Raw genomic sequence first — 18,756 nt, forward strand, 5'->3', positions numbered from 1 at the left:
CGGTTTTGTCGTTTATGGAGCATGACGAATGGGTAAAGGCAGCAGTAAGGGGCATACCCCGCGCGAAGCGAAGGACAACCTGAAGTCCACGCAGTTGCTGAGTGTGATCGATGCCATCAGCGAAGGGCCGGTTGAAGGTCCGGTGGATGGCTTAAAAAGCGTGCTGCTGAACAGTACGCCGGTGCTGGACACTGAGGGGAATACCAACATCTCCGGTGTCACGGTGGTGTTCCGGGCCGGTGAGCAGGAGCAGTCACCGCCGGAGGGATTTGAATCCTCCGGCTCCGAGACGGTGCTGGGTACGGAAGTGAAATATGACACGCCGATCACCCGGACCATCACGTCGGCAAACATTGACCGTCTGCGTTTTACTTTCGGCGTGCAGGCACTGGTGGAAACCACCTCAAAGGGGGACAGGAATCCATCGGAAGTCCGCCTGCTGGTTCAGATACAACGTAACGGTGGCTGGGTGACGGAAAAAGACATCACCATTAAGGGTAAAACCTCTTCACAGTATCTGGCCTCGGTGGTGGTGGATAACCTGCCGCCGCGCCCGTTTAATATCCGGATGCGCAGGATGACGCCGGACAGCACCACAGACCAGCTGCAGAACAAAACGCTCTGGTCGTCATACACCGAAATTATCGATGTGAAACAGTGCTACCCGAACACGGCACTGGTCGGCGTGCAGGTGGACTCGGAGCAGTTCGGCAGCCAGAAGGTGAGCCGTAATTATCATCTGCGCGGGCGTATTCTGCAGGTGCCGTCGAATTATAACCCGCAGACGCGGCAATACAGCGGTATCTGGGACGGAACGTTTAAACCGGCATACAGCAACAACATGGCCTGGTGTCTGTGGGATATGCTGACCCATCCGCGCTACGGCATGGGGAAACGTCTTGGTGCGGCGGATGTGGATAAATGGGCGCTGTATGTCATCGGCCAGTACTGCGACCAGTCAGTGCCGGACGGCTTTGGCGGCACAGAGCCGCGCATCACCTGTAATGCCTACCTGACCACACAGCGTAAGGCGTGGGATGTTCTCAGCGATTTCTGCTCGGCGATGCGCTGTATGCCGGTATGGAACGGGCAGACGCTGACGTTCGTGCAGGACCGACCGTCGGATAAGGTGTGGACCTATAACCGCAGTAATGTGGTGATGCCGGATGATGGCGCGCCGTTCCGCTACAGCTTCAGCGCCCTCAAGGACCGCCATAATGCCGTTGAGGTGAACTGGATTGACCCGGATAACGGCTGGGAGACGGCGACAGAGCTTGTGGAGGACACGCAGGCCATTCTCCGTTACGGTCGTAACGTCACGAAGATGGATGCCTTTGGCTGTACCAGCCGGGGGCAGGCACACCGCGCCGGGCTGTGGCTGATTAAAACGGAGCTGCTGGAGACGCAGACCGTGGATTTCAGCGTGGGTGCCGAAGGGCTTCGCCATGTGCCGGGTGATGTTATTGAAATCTGCGATGATGACTATGCGGGGATCAGCATCGGCGGGCGCGTGCTGGCGGTGAACAGCCAGACCCGGACGCTGACGCTCGACCGTGAAATCACGCTGCCATCCTCCGGTACCACGCTGATAAGCCTGGTTGACGGAAGTGGCAATCCGGTCAGCGTGGAGGTCCAGTCCGTCACCGACGGCGTGAAGGTAAAAGTGAGCCGTGTTCCTGACGGCGTTGCCGGATACAGCGTATGGGGGCTGAAGTTGCCGACGTTGCGCCAGCGCCTGTTCCGCTGCGTGAGTATCCGTGAGAACGACGACGGCACGTATGCCATCACCGCCGTGCAGCATGTACCCGAAAAAGAAGCCATCGTGGATAACGGGGCGCACTTTGACGGCGACCTGAGCGGCACGGTGAATGGCGTCACGCCGCCCGCGGTGCAGCACCTGACTGCCGAAGTCACCGCAGACAGCGGGGAATATCAGGTGCTGGCGCGCTGGGACACGCCGAAGGTGGTGAAGGGGGTGAGCTTCCTGCTTCGCCTGACCGTGGCAGCGGACGATGGCAGTGAGCGGCTGGTCAGTACGGCCAGGACGACGGAAACCACATACCGCTTCACGCAACTGGCGCCAGGAAACTACAGGCTGACGGTCCGGGCGGTAAATGCGTGGGGACAGCAGGGCGATCCGGCATCGGTATCGTTCCGGATTGCCGCACCGGCAGCGCCGTCTCGGATTGAGCTGACACCGGGCTATTTTCAGATAACCGCCACGCCGCATCTTGCGGTTTATGATCCGACGGTACAATTTGAGTTCTGGTTCTCGGAAACGCGGATTACCGATATCAGGCAGGTTGAAACCACAGCCCGCTACCTTGGCACGGGGCTGTACTGGATAGCCGCCAGTATCAATATCAAACCGGGCCATGATTATTACTTTTATATCCGCAGTGTGAACACCGTTGGCAAATCGGCATTCGTGGAGGCCGTCGGTCGGGCGAGCGATGATGCATCCGGCTATCTGGATTTTTTCAAAGGCAAGATAACCGAATCCCATCTTGGTAAAGAGCTGCTGGAAAAAGTCGACCTGACGGAGGATAACGCCAGCAAACTGGAGCAGTTTTCGAAAGAGTGGAAGGATGCTAACGATAAGTGGAATGCCATGTGGGGCGTCAAAATTGAGCAGACCAAAGACGGCAAACATTATGTCGCGGGTATTGGCCTCAGCATGGAGGACACGGAGGAAGGCAAACTGAGCCAGTTTCTGGTTGCCGCCAATCGTATCGCGTTTATTGACCCGGCAAACGGGAATGAAACGCCGATGTTTGTGGCGCAGGGCAACCAGATATTCATGAACGACGTGTTCCTGAAGCGCCTGACGGCCCCCACCATTACCAGCGGTGGAAATCCACCGGCATTTTCCCTGACACCGGACGGAAAGCTGACTGCTAAAAATGCGGATATCAGTGGCAGTGTGAATGCGAACTCCGGGACGCTCAACAACGTCACGATTAATGAGAACTGTCAGATTAAGGGGAAACTGTCAGCCAATCAGATTGAAGGCGATATTGTCAAAACGGTCAGCAAGTCTTTCCCCCGCACGAACAGTTATGCCAGTGGCACCATCACGGTAAGAATCAGTGATGATCAGAAATTTGACCGGCAGGTCATGATACCGCCAGTGTTATTCCGCGGTGGTAAGCATGAGAATTTCAACAGTAATAACCAACAGTCATACTGGTATTCAACCTGCCGGTTAAGAGTGACCCGCAATGGTCAGGAGATTTTTAATCAGTCCACGACGGATGCTCAGGGCGTATTTTCCTCAGTTATAGATATGACTGCCGGACAGGGGACGCTGACACTGACATTCACCGTATCTTCATCAGGAGCGAATAACTGGACACCAACAACCAGTATCAGCGATCTGCTGGTTGTGGTGATGAAAAAATCCACAGCAGGTATCAGTATCAGCTGAATTTTATAACCCAGAACGGGCGTCAGAAATGACGCCTTTTTTATTGCAGAAAAGCGAGAGGTAATTATGCGTAAACTTTATGCCGCCATTTTGTCCGCAGCCATTTGTCTGGCCGTATCCGGTGCGCCTGCATGGGCGTCTGAACATCAGTCCACGCTGAGCGCGGGGTATCTTCATGCCCGGACGAACGTTCCCGGCAGTGATGATCTGAACGGGATTAACGTGAAATACCGTTATGAGTTTACGGACACACTGGGGATGGTGACGTCGTTCAGCTATGCAGGAGACAAGAATCGCCAGCTCACCCATTACAGCGATACCCGCTGGCATGAAGATTCCGTGCGTAACCGCTGGTTCAGCGTGATGGCGGGGCCGTCTGTACGCGTGAATGAATGGTTCAGCGCGTATGCGATGGCAGGCGTGGCTTACAGCCGTGTGTCGACTTTTTCCGGGGATTATCTCCGCGTAACTGACAACAAGGGAAAAAGGCACGACGTGCTGACCGGAAGTGATGACGCTCGCCACAGTAACACCTCTCTGGCGTGGGGAGCTGGCGTGCAGTTTAACCCGACCGAATCCGTGGCCGTTGATGTCGCTTATGAAGGCTCCGGCAGTGGCGACTGGCGCACTGACGGGTTCATCGTTGGTGTCGGTTATAAGTTCTGATTAGCCAGGTAACACAGTGTTATGACAGCCCGCCGGTTCAGGCGGGCTTTTTTGTGGGGTGAATATGGCAGTAAAGATTTCAGGTGTACTGAAAGACGGCACAGGAAAACCGGTACAGAACTGCACAATCCAGCTGAAAGCAAAACGTAACAGCACCACGGTGGTGGTGAACACGCTGGCCTCAGAAAATCCGGATGAAGCCGGGCGTTACAGCATGGACGTTGAGTACGGTCAGTACAGCGTTATTCTGTTGGTGGAAGGATTCCCGCCGTCACATGCCGGGACCATCACCGTGTATGAAGATTCCCGACCCGGTACGCTGAATGATTTTCTCGGTGCAATGACGGAGGATGATGCCCGTCCGGAGGCTCTGCGCCGTTTTGAACTGATGGTGGAAGAGGTGGCGCGTAACGCGTCCGCGGTGGTACAGAACACGGCAGCCGCGAAAAAGTCAGCCGGCGATGCCGGCACATCAGCCCGTGAGGCGGCAACCCATGCGACTGATGCTGCAGATTCAGCACGCGCAGCCAGCACGTCAGCCGGACAGGCCGCGTCGTCGGCTCAGTCAGCGTCTTCCAGCGAAGGAACGGCATCAGCAAAGGCCACTGAAGCGGAAAAAAGTGCTGCCGCTGCAGAGTCCTCAAAAAGCGCGGCGGCCACCAGTGCCGGTGCGGCGAAAACATCAGAAACGAATGCCGAAGCCAGTGCCACCGCCGCCGGAAAATCGGCAGAAAGTGCTGCTTCGTCTGCTTCAACAGCTACAACGAAGGCCGGCGAAGCCACTGAACAGGCAACTGCAGCAGCGAGGTCTGCTTCTGCCGCGAAGACATCCGAGACGAACGCGAAAGCGTCGGAAACCCGTGCAGAATCCTCAGAAACGGCAGCTGCATCGTCCGCCAGTTCGGCGGCATCATCGGCATCATCTGCGTCTGCTTCAAAAGATGAGGCGACCAGACAGGCGTCAGCAGCGAGGGGCAGCGCCACGACGGCATCCACGAAGGCGACAGAGGCAGCTGGTAGTGCGACAGCGGCAGCTCAGAGCAAGAGTACGGCGGAATCTGCAGCAACGCGCGCCGAGACAGCGGCAAAACGGGCAGAGGATATTGCATCCGCCGTGGCGCTTGAAGATGCGAGTACGACGAGAAAGGGGATAGTGCAGCTCAGCAGTGCGACCGACAGTACATCTGAAACACTTGCTGCGACCCCATGCGCCGTTAAGGCCGTCATGGATGAGACGAACAAAAAAGCGCCGGCTGAAAGTCCGAATCTGACAGGAACGCCGACCGCGCCGACGGCATCACAGGGCACAAACAATACGCAGATTGCTACGACTGCTTACGTACGGGCTGCTATATCCGCATTGGCCGGTTCATCACCAGAAGCCCTTGATACCCTTAATGAGCTTGCGGCAGCACTTGGCAATGACCCTAACTTTGCGACAACAATGATAAATGCGCTGGCCGGGAAACAGCCTCTTGACGCAACGTTAACTGCGCTGGCAGGGCTTACCACGGCGAAAAATAAATTACCGTATTTTACGGAAAATGATGCCGCCAGCCTGACAGAACTGACTCAGACTGGCAGGGATATTCTGGCAAAAAACTCAGCTGCAGAAGTTCGTGAATACCTCGGGCTGGAAGAGAGTTCGCCCTTTCCTGCAGGAGCTCCCGTTCCGTGGCCATCAGATACCGTTCCGTCTGGTTATGCTCTGATGCAGGGGCAGACTTTTGACAAATCTGCATACCCGAAACTTGCAGTCGCTTATCCGTCAGGCGTGATCCCTGATATGCGTGGCTGGACGATTAAGGGCAAACCTGCCAGTGGTCGGGCCGTATTGTCTCAGGAACAGGACGGCATTAAATCGCACACCCACAGCGCCAGCGCATCCAGTACGGATTTGGGGACGAAAACCACATCGTCGTTTGATTACGGCACTAAATCCACGAATAACACCGGGGCGCATACGCACAGTGTGAGCGGTACAGCCGCAAGTGCCGGAAACCATACTCATAGTGTCACAGGTGCATCAGCAGTCACCCAGTGGTCACAAAATGGGTCTGTACATAAGGTAGTGTCTGCGGCCAGTGTGAATACAAGTGCTGCAGGAGCGCACACTCATAGTGTCAGCGGCACAGCTGCATCTGCAGGTGCTCACGCACATACTGTCGGTATTGGTGCACACACGCACTCCGTTGCGATTGGTTCACATGGACACACCATCACCGTTAACGCTGCGGGTAACGCGGAAAACACCGTCAAAAACATCGCATTTAACTATATTGTGAGGCTTGCATGATTACGCTCATTCTTTCTGCACCAGTAACAGAAATGGCTGAAGCATTTAATCGGGTATTTGCAAACGCAGATAATGTGAATATTGTCGGAAAGCCATTTGAAACAATCAGAGAATTTGACTGCATGGTAAGTGCGGCAAATAGTTTCGGCCTGATGGATGGCGGTGTTGATGCCGCCATTACCGCATTCTTCGGTACTCAGTTACAGTCCCGCGTTCAGAATCATATTCTTCGTGAATATTTAGGCGAACAGCCTGTAGGTTCTGCATTTGTTATTGAAACGGGGAATAATCATCACCCCTGGCTGGTACACGCGCCAACCATGCGTGTTCCACTGACAATTGACGGAACAGACGCTGTATATAACGCCACGTGGGCCGCTTTACTTGCCATCTTTCAGCACAATAAAAATGCAACGACAGACAGGAAAATAAAGACGGTGGTATTCCCTGCAATGGGGGCCGGATGTGGTCAGGTGCCGTTTGAAAGCGTTGCCCGGCAAATGAAGCAGGCATGGGATAACTTTAATAAGAAAACAGAATCAATTAACTGGGAATACGCACACTCCCGCCAGTCGGCAGTATTTGGCACATATGCATACTGTCCGGGTAATTCTGTTTGCCGTTATGCGGATACTAAATATATTGGATGCGGCGATTACCGGACGTATTGCTCACGTTCCGGGCAGGTCTGTATTAGCCATGTGCATCAGGCTGATGACGTGCTGACTAATAATCGCTCTCGCCCTGATTCGCATACACACCGGTTTAATCCAGAAAATCCCGTAGGCAATCTCACCTCTGGCGCACACAGCCACGGAAGCAGCATCGTTATTGGTGCTCACACCCATACGCTCAATAAACAATATTCTGTCTCTGATATTAAGTAGAGGTGAAAACATGGATTTCAGAATGAGTGAACAACCACGGACCATAACAATTTATAATCTGCTGGCCGGAACTAATGAATTTATTGGTGAAGGTGATGCATACATTCCACCTCATACAGGTCTGCCAGCAAACAGTACCGATATTGCACCGCCAGATATTCCGGCTGGCTTTGTGGCTGTTTTCAACAGTGATGAGGCATCGTGGCATCTCGTTGAAGACCATCGGGGTAAAACCGTCTATGACGTGGCTTCCGGCGACGCGTTATTTATTTCTGAACTTGGCCCATTACCGGAAAATGTTACCTGGTTGTCGCCGGAAGGGGAATATCAGAAGTGGAACGGCACAGCCTGGGTGAAAGATGCAGAAGCAGAAAAACTGTTCCGGATCCGGGAGGCGGAAGAAACAAAAAACAGCCTGATGCAGGTAGCCAGTGAGCATATTGCGCCGCTTCAGGATGCTGCAGATCTGGAAATCGCAACGGAGGAAGAGACCTCGTTGCTGGAAGCCTGGAAAAAGTATCGGGTGTTGCTGAACCGTGTTGATACATCAACTGCACCTGATATTGAGTGGCCTACGAACCCTGTCAGGGAGTAATCATTGGGATTATGCCGCAGCACGTCGTATGCAAGAACGTGCTGCGGTTGGATGCTATTTTTTCCCTGAAGCGGAAAACATTACTACAGTACCTTGAACCTTGGTTTTAACATTCTCGAAATGCTCTGAGAGTATATGTGTTAAGCCTTCTTCGGAATCTTTTGTATTTGAAAAGATGCCTTTCTGATTGTAAATGCGCATCAGTTTTTGACCGAAGCTATTGTGCACAACTCCATCGCCAAGAATTGTGGCTCCGTATAGAGTTCCATCGTCAGTTAAGGCCTGCGCCGCATTGCGTATTACACAGCTTTTTGTAGATATATTTCCAGGCAGGCAGTGAAGAAGGTAAAACATGGAAATGGAATCAAATTGACCATGTAACGCCGCGGGATAAGGTTCAAAAACATCATGGCTAATTTTATGTTTAATTTTTGATTCCCCAGCCCTTGTAGATGCCGCGTTCAGGCTAGCTTCGTTCAAATCCATTAAAGATATCAGACTACTCTCAGGTACGTGAGTAAGGTAAAACCCAGTTCCAACACCAATATCCAGATGGTTGTTACCTAAATGTTCCAGAAAGTGTGGAAGAAGGTGTTCCTTTGTAGGACATCCCCATGCAAGCCGATTTGATACTCCCAAAACCCACCAGTCATAAAGCTTTAGGGTAAGTGGTGTGTAAATTTTAGCCCCATCATCTGTGTTTTTTTTCATTAATTTCACCATGTTATAGTTTTATTTGTGAATTAAATCAATTATGGCGATGAATTACAAGGGGTTAAATGCTGCCGCAGCATAGCGATATTGAAATAGCCTGGTATGCTTCGATACAGCAGGAGCCGAATGGCTGGAAGACCGTCACCACACAGTTCTACATCCAGGAATTCAGTGAGCATATTGCGCCGCTTCAGGATGCTGCAGATCTGGAAATCGCAACGGAGGAAGAGACCTCGTTGCTGGAAGCCTGGAAAAAGTATCGGGTGTTGCTGAACCGTGTTGATACATCAACTGCACCTGATATTGAGTGGCCGACTTAACCTGCAGAGTAATCAACAGCACAGGGATGATATTTTGTGCTTGAAGTGCCTCCCCGACCATTCAGATAGTCGGGGAGGGGGGTATTGGGATTATACGCAATCAGTTTTAGTTAAAGACCGAAGCTCTCGAAAAATCTTTCTCCAAAACCAGAATGCAATTGATTGATTTTGATAGGATCTATAACGCCGTTACCTTAAACGGCAAAATCACTCAAAAACAAACCTAATATATTGAATAAAAAGGATTAATCATCTAATTCGCTCACCTTCTGCGAAATAATATAGTCATTTATACCAGGCTGGTCTTATGCATACACCTAAATAGGTATATTACGTAATGAAACAGACAGGCGAGTATCTACTGAACCGTAGATGTTATGGTCATATTGCATAGTTTTTGGGGAATGTAAAGAATTATATTTGAGTATGCTGTTAGCAACCTGATAAATAATAACGGGCGTTATAATAAACTTGTTTTTTGTTCTGGTTTTACATTTTCTCATTAATCTTGTTAGTAATATTTTCGTTGCTTTGTTGTTTCTATTTTTTTATAAAGAAGAGGTGGTGCAGAGGAGGAAATACAGTGGATAAAAAACTAATTGCATTTTTGTGCACACTTATAATTACTGGTTGCTCGAATGGGATCGGAGATTCACCTTCCCCTCCGGGAAAAAATGTAGAATTGGTTGGAATCCCTGGACAAGGTATTGCAGTGACTTCAAACGGTGCAACTCCAACACTTGGAGCCAACAACACTGATTTTCCTGAAGTTTCAATAATGAGCACTGGTGGAGCGCTGCTTACTATTTGGGCCAGACCTGTTCGTAACTGGCTTTGGGGGTATACTCCTTTTGATTCAGTAAATTTTGGTGAGAATCGGAACTGGAAGGTTGTGGATGGTAAAGATGCCGGCACAGTGAAATTTGTTAATGTTGCCCAGGGGACTTGCATGGAGGCTTTTAAAAACGGGGTGATACATAATACCTGTGATGATAACTCGTTATCTCAGGAGTTTCAGTTACTGCCTTCTACTAATGGTAATGTGCTTATAAGAAGTAGTGCCTTGCAGACGTGTATAAGAGCAGACTATTTAAGCAGAACTATACTGTCACCGTTTGCTTTTACAATCACCCTTGAGAAATGCCCTGGTGCAAAAGAAGAAACGCAAGAAATGCTATGGGCAATAAGTCCACCTGTCAGAGCGGCAAAACCAAATCTGATTAAGCCAGAGTTAAGACCATTCAGACCATTACCAATTCCACCTCACGACAAACCTGATGGAATGGAGGGAGTATGAAAAAATTATTATTCCTGTTAATGATTTTGCCGGGTATTTCTTTTGCAGATTTAAGCGATTTTAAAGTTGCAACCTGGAATTTGCAAGGTTCAAATGCACCGACAGAAAATAAATGGAACACACATGTCCGACAACTTGTTACGGGAAGTGGTGCTGTTGATATCCTGATGGTTCAGGAGGCAGGGGCAGTACCAGCTTCTGCAACGTTGACTGAGCGAGAATTTAGCACTCCCGGTATTCCAATGAATGAGTATATCTGGAATACCGGAACCAATAGTCGTCCACAGGAGTTGTTTATATATTTCTCACGTGTTGATGCATTCGCTAACAGAGTAAATCTTGCGATTGTTTCAAACAGAAGAGCTGATGAGGTGATTGTATTACCTCCTCCAACTGTTGTATCACGACCGATCATCGGCATTAGAATTGGTAATGATGTTTTCTTCTCAACCCATGCATTGGCGAATCGAGGCGTGGATTCAGGAGCAATTGTAAATAGTGTTTTTGAGTTCTTCAACAGACAAACGGATCCTATAAGACAGGCCGCTAACTGGATGATTGCAGGAGATTTTAACCGTTCACCGGCTACACTATTTTCAACTCTTGAACCAGGGATTCGTAATCATGTAAATATTATTGCTCCACCAGATCCAACGCAAGCCAGTGGTGGTGTTCTTGATTATGCGGTAGTTGGAAATTCAGTGAGCTTTGTACTTCCTCTGTTGAGGGCCTCGTTGTTATTCGGATTATTAAGAGGGCAAATTGCCTCTGATCACTTTCCGGTTGGCTTTATTCCTGGAAGAGGAGCAAGAAGATGAAAACAGTTATTGTGCTTTTTGTTTTACTGCTGACAGGTTGTGCTTCTGAACCTGCAAATCAGCGTAATCTTCTTACTCAGTTTGTCGGCAACAATACCCCTGTAGACCCTGAACCCAGTCCAGTATTGGTTAATATCAGAAACGTTCTTACAGGGGGGATAATCCGAAATCCTGTTGGCAGTGACTTTAATGTAAATAATTGGGTTATATCTGAAGTAAAGACTAATGATTTGGATTTGATATCGGCACCGGGAGGGCATGTTCAGATTAAAAATCCTGATGGCAATGAATGCTTTGCTATTCTAAACGGGCAATTGGCAGTGGCTAAGCAGTGCTCTGAAAGTGACCGTAACGCATTGTTTACATTTATAACCAGTGATACTGGGGCTGTGCAAATCAAGTCAATAGGAAGCGGTCAATGCCTAGGGAATGGAGAGAGCATTACAGATTTCAGATTAAAAAAATGTGTTGATGATCTTGGGCGTCCTTTTGATACGGTGCCGCCGGGGTTACTCTGGATGCTGAATCCACCATTATCTCCGGCAATAATGTCTCCATTAACGAGCTGATCTGGAAAACGCGGCACGTTGTATGCAACTTGCCGCGGTTGGCTGGTAAGCTTTTCGATAGTGCGAGTATTGAATGATTTCCAGCCGTTACCGATTTTATATAACTGCAGTGGAATTATTCAACACACAGGCAAAACGGAATAAGCTGAGAAAAAAGCGTGCTTTCCCAATCTGTGGCAAATCACGTCTGAATGACACCTGAAAACAGGTGGTGGACTCAAGAAGGCTTGGAATATTCTTCTTTAATGGTATGTAATTCATTGATTTTTCGTGTACGATTTTAAGACATTTATTCCAAGGAAAATTTTTAACTCTTTGATTTTTCGACTCTGTATCATTGGTCTCGAAAACCGGAGTAGGGGCAACTCTACCGGGGGTTCAAATCCCCCTCTCTCCGCCACTTTATCAATGACTTATCTCCTAACTTCCCGCCTTGCTTTTTCTTAACAGAACAATCGTAGAATATTCTTGAAGGTTTAGATCGTCACTGTTTTCTGTTCGATACTGTGACATTCAGCACTTGATTAGCTATTGATCTGACATGAGGGTTTCGAGCGTAAATCTGCAGTTATTCAGTCGTTTTCTTTTTGGTCCTCATTATTCTTCTCATCTTATGCTTTAGACATTGATCCTATGAAACCGATGTTACGTTAGTGGCGGGAACTGAAGTTACGAAGAAAAAGGGTTAATAATTGAGCCAAAAAAGGAACGCGGCCGTCAGATTAAAGCCGCGGGACAAAGTCCATAATTTCCAAGAGTTGTTGAATTTCCCAGCTTTTTTGAAAGCCTTTGTATCATACTAACAAGTAAAAAAGGTTTAAATACCAAAATTAACCTGTATTTTTGATAAGTCTTACCATCGTATGATTTACACACTTTCTGCTCCCCTGGGTTGATAGTGGAAAGAGTGCGTTATGCCGTTCCGTATAGATTTATGATGTGTTGGGGCTCATGGTTCACATTTCTTTTGTCAGGAGAGCGACTTATTTGTGGCGGGGCATCATTCGTAACAGAGTATTATCTTTCTGAATGTAATGATGAAAGAGTGCTGCGCCAGCATGGACTGCTATTAAAAAGTAACCTATGTTCGCCCAGGTTTCGTGAATATTTTTTATCAGTACTTTAATTTCACTGTTTGGGGTAACAAAAGGCGGCACATTGAAACCAAGGAAACTCCACGATTTTCCACTATAAGCCATTAAAGCAATCCCCAACAGTGGAAGCGCAAGGAAGGTTATATAAAGCATGATGTGCATTAGCGAAGCCGCTTTCATTTGCCAGGCAGGTGGCGGTGGCACAATAGAGGGATCACTATAACGGTGTTTTATTATAAGGCGTGAAAACATTAACACCCAAACGAAGATACCCGCATTGTAATGTGTTTCACGCATCAACAGATAAGTATTACTACCTTTGGGAAACCAGCCACGGAGTTCCATTGCGGCATAAGTGATTGCAATGAAAAGCAGCGTTATCCAGTGTAAATAAATTTGAGTTTTTGTGAATCGATTCATTTTTATAGCTCCTGTAATTTTCACAGTCAAGCTATCCCACGAACCTTAAAAATACCTTATACAGATGTGGTTTTAAGAATTTGTTATTTAAAAAATTGAAAAGGGTAAATTGTGAACAGTCAATATAAGCAATTGCCTGCGCCCAGTTATCTTACGCTGTTGGCAGTATTGTATATGGAGTCCGTTATTAATTAACCCTATGAGGGCTTGCTTATTAAGATGCAGACACGTCATAGCGATGAGCGTGTCTGCAGCTACCTTGCATTCAGTGGCGTTTGTGGATGGACCCGTGGCTGCTATGATAACTTAATAAAAACGGCATCGAGACGCTATTCATGGAAGACTCAATGAGATATCATCTCCTCGACCACTTCTTCGCTACTCAACTGATATGGATAATATGTTGGCCAGTTTTCCATTTCATTCAATAAAGATTGCTGCGAATCATTGCCCATAAAAATGTGAAAATGAGATGATTTTCGTGGTGCAATTATATGATCGCTAAACTGTATATATTTAGGAGCTTTGCTTTTAGGATCTTTACATTCGAATAAGTAACGAACGCCTTTCTTGCCTGATTTATAGGTGAGTATTTTGTATCCATCGTAATCATATTTACAGGATGTAGTTTCGTTATTTCTATGGAATTCAATAATGCCGTCCTCAATACCAATCATTTCGATATCTGTCGCGTAGCCTTTCTGATAATAATCTTTAACTTCTGCGAATGTTTTGGTTTTATCTGCATTCGCTTTCTTTCGAAAGACGGGGTTAAGCTTGCCATTTTGCAGTAAGGGATAAACGGATTGCCAGACTCCATCCCAGTCACTGAGCGTTCGGTTTTGTACATTGGCATCATCAAAAACACCGTTAGCCGCTTTTTGTTCGACCTCTGTTAAGGGTTTGCCGTGTGAGTGATGACCATGCGAAAAGGCAGGAGCGCTAACAATAAAGACACCTAAAGCAATAGCCAGTTTATTAAGACGAATCGCCAAAACAGTTTCCTCCAGAGTTATTGTACATGATGTGTTATGTTATATTGTAACATATGACGAAATGCAATAACTCTTAGGAAACAAGAGCATAGTTTTCTCAGGTGTATTTACCTATCTTATTGAAATGAAATAAATTATGTCGATGATTTGAGGTTGATGACAAACGAAACATAACTTGATGCGATCTGTGTGGGCCGGATAAGGCGCTCACGCCGCATCCGGCAGGGATAACGCGTACTTTGTCGGCAATATGAAGTTATAGAGATAATTTGTTGTGAACCTGCTTGCGTAGCCGGTTGAAAAGGGAAAGCAACTTCTTATACCGTAAGACTAAAAGCAGTACAGCCAGCCCAGCGTAGATGAGTGGCTGCGGTGAAATAATCTTCACTGACCACAGATAATGTATTGGGGCCAGGATCGCGACAAGATAGACGAAGTTATGCAACTGTTGCCAGTGTTTACCGAGTTTTCGCTGCATCGCCTGGTTTGAAGTGAACGCTAACGCAAGCAAAATTACCCAGCTGATAATACCTAACGTTAAATAAGGCCGGGTAATTAACTCCTTACCTAATAACGCCAGATTATTCACGCCCAGCTCCAGCAATGCGTAACTGGTTAAATGCATTGTCGCCCAGGCAAAGCACCATAAGCCTAACAGGCGGCGAGTGCGTATCAATAACGGCTGTTTTGCGTAGCGTGCCAGAGGTGTAACTAACAAGGTCACCAGCAAAAATTTCAGTGCAGTGCGTCCGGTAAAATGCTGAATATCTTTCACCGGATCGGCTCCTAGTCCACCGTGATTGATCGCCCAGGCAAGCCAGAGCAACGGCAACAATCCGGCAAGATGCAGGCAAAGTTTTAGCCATGTCACCTGTTTTGCTGTCAGACGCATTTAGAAATTCTCCCGCAAATTCAGGCCGCGATACAGCGATGCCACCTTGTCGGCGTAACCATTAAACAGTAGCGTTGGCTGGCGCTGTACATCGAGGATGCCGCCTGAACCAATAAATCGCTCAGTAGCCTGTGACCAGCGGGGGTGATCAACATGCGGATTAACGTTGGCGTAAAAACCGTATTCATCAGGCGCTGCCAGATTCCAGGTGGTTGGCGGACGCTCGCGGGTCAGCTTAATACTGACGATCGATTTAATCCCTTTAAAGCCATATTTCCACGGCACAATCAGTCGCACCGGCGCGCCATTTTGTGGCGGTAACGCCTTGCCATAAACACCTACGGTCATCAGTGTGAGCGGATGCATTGCTTCGTCGAGACGTAATCCCTCGACATAAGGATATTTAAGCCCGCCGCCAATAAAGCGATCCTGCTGGCCTGGCATCTGTTCCGGCGCATAAATCGTTTCGAAAGCAACATACTTTGCATTGCTGGTGGGTTCTGCAAGCGCCAGCAATTTATGCAACGGAAAACCAATCCACGGCACCACCATCGACCACGCTTCCACGCAGCGCATACGATAAATACGCTCTTCCAGCGGAAAGCGACGAGTTAAATCATCGTGATCGAGTGTTAATGGTTTTGCCACTTCGCCACTGATTTTCAGTGTCCATGGATCGGTTTTCAGGCTACCAGCATTAGCGGCGGGATCGGCTTTATCTAGCCCGAATTCATAGAAGTTGTTATAGCCGGAAACTTTATCTTCTGGCGTCAGCGGTAGGTTATTTTGCCAGGCGGCAGGCTTGCTGAACTCCAGCGGTTTCCCTGCGGGGGCGGGCGGACGATCGTTCCCTTTAAACCAGCTAAGCAGATCAGCATGTGCGGCGTGAGGCAAAGAAAGTGCAGCTGCACTGATGCCCAGTGCTTTTAACACCTGCCGACGCTGCATAAAGAATACCGACTCGGCAGTAATATCAGATTCTTTTAAAAATTGATTCTTTTTCATAAGCCATCACACTGTTTTGTCGTTAACCAGTAAGAGATTGTTAATCTGTCAGGGAGTCTCCTCCCTAACAGTAGCAGAGATCTGCTTTTACATATTTACGCATTAACTGCCACGATAGGTTGAATACCCATATTGGCTAAGTAACAAAGGTACATGATAATGCTCGTTCACTTTATTAATTTGAAACTCAACAGGGATCTCAGGGAAGAAACTTTCAAGATTTTGTTTCTTAAAATATTCTCCAGTTTTAAATACAACACGGTAATCGCCCGTGGTTGCAGTTTGCTCGGGCCACAGTGCCTTGATTCGTCCATCCTTATCTGTTTTGGCGGTATTAAGTTGTAACCAGCCGTTATCCGCTTTCTTTTCCAGAGTGACTGTCACGTCGGCAGCGGGTTTTCCTGTTTGCTGGTTCAAAATGTGCACGCTAAGAATGTTTTGTTGTGCGGCATAAACCAAAGAAGGTAATGAAAATGCAGCCGTTGCAACCGAGAGTAGTAAATAACGCTTTAACATGTTTATATCCTTGTCATGTGAATGAGTTTTGAGGATAGCGAAAAAACGTCTGTGATAACCTTACAGAAGCATTACAATTTTGTAATGAACCAAGCTGTTTCTATAACATATGATTTATGGCATATTATTTTCATGAAGATTCTACTTATTGAAGATAATCAAAGGACCCAGGAATGGGTAACGCAGGGGCTTTCCGAAGCGGGTTATGTCATTGATGCCGTTTCTGATGGCAGAGATGGGCTTTATCTTGCGCTGAAGGATGATTATGCATTGATCATTCTGGATATTATGCTTCCGGGTATGGATGGCTGGCAGATCTTACAAACGTTACGAACGGCAAAGCAAACCCCCGTTATTTGCCTTACAGCAAGGGATTCTGTCGATGACAGAGTCAGAGGGCTGGACAGTGGGGCAAATGATTATCTGGTAAAACCTTTTTCATTTTCTGAGTTGCTGGCGAGGGTTCGGGCACAATTAAGGCAACATCATGTGCTGAATTCAACATTAGAAATCAGCGGATTAAGAATGGACTCTGTCAGCCAAAGTGTGAGCAGGGACAATATCAGTATTACACTGACGCGGAAGGAGTTTCAATTACTTTGGCTACTGGCCTCCAGAGCTGGCGAAATTATACCCAGAACGGTTATTGCGAGTGAAATTTGGGGAATCAATTTCGATAGTGATACTAATACGGTGGATGTCGCTATTCGCAGGCTCCGCGCAAAAGTTGATGATCCTTTTCCTGAAAAGCTAATCGCTACAATCCGGGGAATGGGGTATTCATTTGTAGCGGTAAAAAAATAATGAAAAGATTATCTATAACCGTCCGTTTAACCTTGCTTTTTATATTGCTACTGTCTGTCGCTGGCGCTGGAATTGTCTGGACTCTCTATAATGGCCTGGCAAGTGAGTTGAAATGGCGCGATGATACAACACTCATTAACCGGACTGCACAGATCAAGCAGTTACTAATTGATGGGGTAAATCCAGATACTTTACCTGTCTATTTTAACCGGATGATGGATGTTAGTCAGGATATTTTGATCATTCATGGTCATGGCATCAATAAAATTGTTAACCGAACCAATGTCAGTGATGATATGTTAAATAACATACCTACGACTGAGGCAATCAGTGCAGCTGGCATTTACAGAAGCATTATTAATGACACAGAGATAGATGCTTTACGAATTAACATTGATGAAATTTCGCCATCATTAACGGTTACTGTGGCTAAATTGGCTTCAGCCAGACATAACATGCTTGAACAGTATAAAATTAATAGCATTATAATTTGCATCGTCGCCATTATACTGTGCTCAGTATTAAGTCCGCTGTTAATCAGAACGGGATTACGAGAGATCAAAAAGTTGAGTGGGGTAACGGAAGCATTAAATTATAACGACACCCGAGAGCCTGTTGAGGTTATCGCACTACCGAGTGAATTAAAACCTCTTGGTCAGGCGTTGAATAAAATGCACCATGCTTTAGTAAAAGATTTTGAGCGCCTTAGCCAATTTGCTGACGATCTCGCTCATGAACTTAGAACGCCAATTAATGCATTACTGGGTCAGAATCAGGTGACGCTCAGTCAAACCCGAAGTATCAGTGAATATCAAAAAACAATTGCCGGAAATATTGAAGAGCTGGAAAATATTTCGCGGTTAACAGAGAATATACTGTTTCTTGCCAGAGCAGATAAAAGCAATGTTTTGGTGAAACTGGATTCGCTCTCTCTTAACAAGGAAATTGGGAATTTGTTAGACTATCTGGAATACCTTTCAGAAGAGAAAGAGATTCGTTTTCAGGTCGAGTGCAATCAGCAAATCTTTGCGGATGAAATTTTACTTCAACGAATGTTATCGAATCTTATTGTTAACGCCATTCGATATTCACCAGAAAAATCGTGCATTCATATAACCAGTTTTCTTGATGCCAACGGCTCTCTTAATATTGATATCGCCAGCCCTGGATCGAAAATTAATGAGCCGGAAAAACTCTTCCGTAGATTTTGGCGGGGAGATAATTCGCGTCATTCTGCAGGTCAGGGGCTTGGCCTTTCTTTAGTCAAAGCAATTGCCGAATTGCATGGGGGAAGTGCTACGTATCACTATTTAAATCAACATAATGTGTTCCGTATTACGTTACCGCAAAGAAATTAACCTAGGGCTTCAGTACGCCACAGGTTAACCGTGAAAAAACGCAGCCACGTCGTGAGTACTCACGTGGCTGCGATTGATTATGC

At 47.3% G+C, this 18,756-nt stretch carries 16 protein-coding genes and 1 pseudogene; 11 read left to right on the forward strand and 6 right to left on the reverse strand.

The genetic code is table 11. The features are described from left to right. Positions 1-28 precede the first annotated feature (28 nt). From gpJ to AABJ99_RS09840, 5 genes are all read left to right on the forward strand, one after another. Complete coding sequence (gene gpJ, locus AABJ99_RS09820) at positions 29-3,427, forward strand: phage attachment tail tip protein J (protein ID WP_338387549.1); 3,399 nt, start codon at positions 29-31, stop codon at positions 3,425-3,427. A 66-nt stretch (positions 3,428-3,493) separates the two neighbouring features. Beyond that, positions 3,494-4,093, forward strand: coding sequence for an Ail/Lom family outer membrane beta-barrel protein (locus tag AABJ99_RS09825; protein WP_094249085.1), 600 nt, complete (start codon positions 3,494-3,496; stop codon positions 4,091-4,093). Between the two features lie 64 nt (positions 4,094-4,157). Beyond that, positions 4,158-6,389, forward strand: coding sequence for a prophage tail fiber N-terminal domain-containing protein (locus AABJ99_RS09830; RefSeq protein ID WP_338387416.1), 2,232 nt, complete (start codon positions 4,158-4,160; stop codon positions 6,387-6,389). After that, entirely contained in the window at positions 6,386-7,276 is an 891-nt protein-coding gene (locus AABJ99_RS09835; RefSeq protein ID WP_338387415.1) for a macro domain-containing protein, read from the forward strand. The genes AABJ99_RS09830 and AABJ99_RS09835 overlap by 4 nt, the downstream gene beginning before the upstream one ends. Before the next feature lie 10 nt (positions 7,277-7,286). Then, a complete protein-coding gene (locus tag AABJ99_RS09840) occupies positions 7,287-7,871 on the forward strand; it encodes a tail fiber assembly protein (protein ID WP_338387550.1) in 585 nt (194 codons plus the stop codon). Between the two features lie 54 nt (positions 7,872-7,925). Here the strand turns inward: AABJ99_RS09840 and AABJ99_RS09850 are convergent, their stop codons facing one another. Further along, on the reverse strand, positions 7,926-8,594 hold the full coding sequence (locus AABJ99_RS09850) for a class I SAM-dependent methyltransferase (protein WP_000239881.1): 669 nt from the start codon (positions 8,592-8,594) through the stop codon (positions 7,926-7,928). 149 nt (positions 8,595-8,743) lie between these two features. Here AABJ99_RS09850 and AABJ99_RS09855 point away from each other — a divergent pair. From AABJ99_RS09855 to cdtC, 4 genes and pseudogenes are all read left to right on the forward strand, one after another. Beyond that, positions 8,744-8,905: pseudogene (locus AABJ99_RS09855) on the forward strand (tail fiber assembly protein); the annotation flags it as partial. Positions 8,906-9,488: 583 nt separating this feature from the next. Further along, positions 9,489-10,202: a cytolethal distending toxin type I subunit CdtA gene (gene cdtA, locus AABJ99_RS09860; RefSeq protein WP_000358618.1), complete on the forward strand. Its 714-nt coding sequence runs from the start codon at positions 9,489-9,491 to the stop codon at positions 10,200-10,202. Next, positions 10,199-11,020 carry a cytolethal distending toxin type I nuclease subunit CdtB gene (cdtB, locus tag AABJ99_RS09865; protein ID WP_000734593.1) on the forward strand — a complete coding sequence of 274 codons (822 nt, stop codon included), beginning with the start codon at positions 10,199-10,201 and terminating at the stop codon, positions 11,018-11,020. Before cdtA ends, cdtB begins: the two co-directional genes overlap by 4 nt. Then, complete coding sequence (gene cdtC / locus AABJ99_RS09870) at positions 11,017-11,589, forward strand: cytolethal distending toxin type I subunit CdtC (protein WP_338387551.1); 573 nt, start codon at positions 11,017-11,019, stop codon at positions 11,587-11,589. Before cdtB ends, cdtC begins: the two co-directional genes overlap by 4 nt. A 983-nt stretch (positions 11,590-12,572) precedes the next feature. Here cdtC and yodB read toward each other — a convergent pair. The 5 genes from yodB to hiuH form a co-directional block, all read right to left on the reverse strand. Then, positions 12,573-13,103, reverse strand: coding sequence for a cytochrome b (yodB, locus tag AABJ99_RS09875; RefSeq protein ID WP_039020683.1), 531 nt, complete (start codon positions 13,101-13,103; stop codon positions 12,573-12,575). Positions 13,104-13,447: 344 nt separating this feature from the next. Beyond that, complete coding sequence (zinT, locus tag AABJ99_RS09880) at positions 13,448-14,098, reverse strand: metal-binding protein ZinT (RefSeq protein WP_039020684.1); 651 nt, start codon at positions 14,096-14,098, stop codon at positions 13,448-13,450. A 256-nt stretch (positions 14,099-14,354) separates the two neighbouring features. Continuing rightward, on the reverse strand, positions 14,355-14,990 hold the full coding sequence (gene msrQ / locus AABJ99_RS09885; protein WP_039020685.1) for a protein-methionine-sulfoxide reductase heme-binding subunit MsrQ: 636 nt from the start codon (positions 14,988-14,990) through the stop codon (positions 14,355-14,357). Continuing rightward, positions 14,991-15,995, reverse strand: coding sequence for a protein-methionine-sulfoxide reductase catalytic subunit MsrP (msrP, locus tag AABJ99_RS09890; protein WP_039020686.1), 1,005 nt, complete (start codon positions 15,993-15,995; stop codon positions 14,991-14,993). Positions 15,996-16,097: 102 nt separating this feature from the next. Continuing rightward, the gene (hiuH, locus tag AABJ99_RS09895; RefSeq protein ID WP_000920116.1) at positions 16,098-16,511 is read right to left on the reverse strand and encodes a hydroxyisourate hydrolase; all 414 of its coding nucleotides are present in this window, start codon (positions 16,509-16,511) and stop codon (positions 16,098-16,100) included. Between the two features lie 132 nt (positions 16,512-16,643). Between hiuH and hprR the strand changes: the two genes are divergently transcribed. Both hprR and hprS read left to right on the forward strand, forming a co-directional pair. Continuing rightward, positions 16,644-17,315 carry a response regulator transcription factor HprR gene (hprR, locus tag AABJ99_RS09900; protein ID WP_039020767.1) on the forward strand — a complete coding sequence of 224 codons (672 nt, stop codon included), beginning with the start codon at positions 16,644-16,646 and terminating at the stop codon, positions 17,313-17,315. Further along, entirely contained in the window at positions 17,315-18,673 is a 1,359-nt protein-coding gene (gene hprS, locus AABJ99_RS09905) for a two-component system sensor histidine kinase HprS (RefSeq protein ID WP_039020687.1), read from the forward strand. Before hprR ends, hprS begins: the two co-directional genes overlap by 1 nt. The last annotated feature ends 83 nt before the right edge of the window (positions 18,674-18,756 follow it).

This window comes from Escherichia coli, from assembly GCF_036503815.1.
Lineage (GTDB): Bacteria > Pseudomonadota > Gammaproteobacteria > Enterobacterales > Enterobacteriaceae > Escherichia > Escherichia coli_F.

What these genes read in the sequence shown, in the direction of transcription:
- gpJ (WP_338387549.1), top strand. Translation starts at nt 29, where the DNA reads ATGGGTAAAGGCAGCAGTAAGGGGCATACCCCGCGCGAAGCGAAGGAC.
- AABJ99_RS09825 (WP_094249085.1), top strand. Translation starts at nt 3,494, where the DNA reads ATGCGTAAACTTTATGCCGCCATTTTGTCCGCAGCCATTTGTCTGGCC.
- AABJ99_RS09830 (WP_338387416.1), top strand. Translation starts at nt 4,158, where the DNA reads ATGGCAGTAAAGATTTCAGGTGTACTGAAAGACGGCACAGGAAAACCG.
- AABJ99_RS09835 (WP_338387415.1), top strand. Translation starts at nt 6,386, where the DNA reads ATGATTACGCTCATTCTTTCTGCACCAGTAACAGAAATGGCTGAAGCA.
- AABJ99_RS09840 (WP_338387550.1), top strand. Translation starts at nt 7,287, where the DNA reads ATGGATTTCAGAATGAGTGAACAACCACGGACCATAACAATTTATAAT.
- AABJ99_RS09850 (WP_000239881.1), bottom strand. Translation starts at nt 8,594, where the DNA reads ATGGTGAAATTAATGAAAAAAAACACAGATGATGGGGCTAAAATTTAC.
- cdtB (WP_000734593.1), top strand. Translation starts at nt 10,199, where the DNA reads ATGAAAAAATTATTATTCCTGTTAATGATTTTGCCGGGTATTTCTTTT.
- cdtC (WP_338387551.1), top strand. Translation starts at nt 11,017, where the DNA reads ATGAAAACAGTTATTGTGCTTTTTGTTTTACTGCTGACAGGTTGTGCT.
- yodB (WP_039020683.1), bottom strand. Translation starts at nt 13,103, where the DNA reads ATGAATCGATTCACAAAAACTCAAATTTATTTACACTGGATAACGCTG.
- msrQ (WP_039020685.1), bottom strand. Translation starts at nt 14,990, where the DNA reads ATGCGTCTGACAGCAAAACAGGTGACATGGCTAAAACTTTGCCTGCAT.
- msrP (WP_039020686.1), bottom strand. Translation starts at nt 15,995, where the DNA reads ATGAAAAAGAATCAATTTTTAAAAGAATCTGATATTACTGCCGAGTCG.
- hiuH (WP_000920116.1), bottom strand. Translation starts at nt 16,511, where the DNA reads ATGTTAAAGCGTTATTTACTACTCTCGGTTGCAACGGCTGCATTTTCA.
- hprR (WP_039020767.1), top strand. Translation starts at nt 16,644, where the DNA reads ATGAAGATTCTACTTATTGAAGATAATCAAAGGACCCAGGAATGGGTA.
- hprS (WP_039020687.1), top strand. Translation starts at nt 17,315, where the DNA reads ATGAAAAGATTATCTATAACCGTCCGTTTAACCTTGCTTTTTATATTG.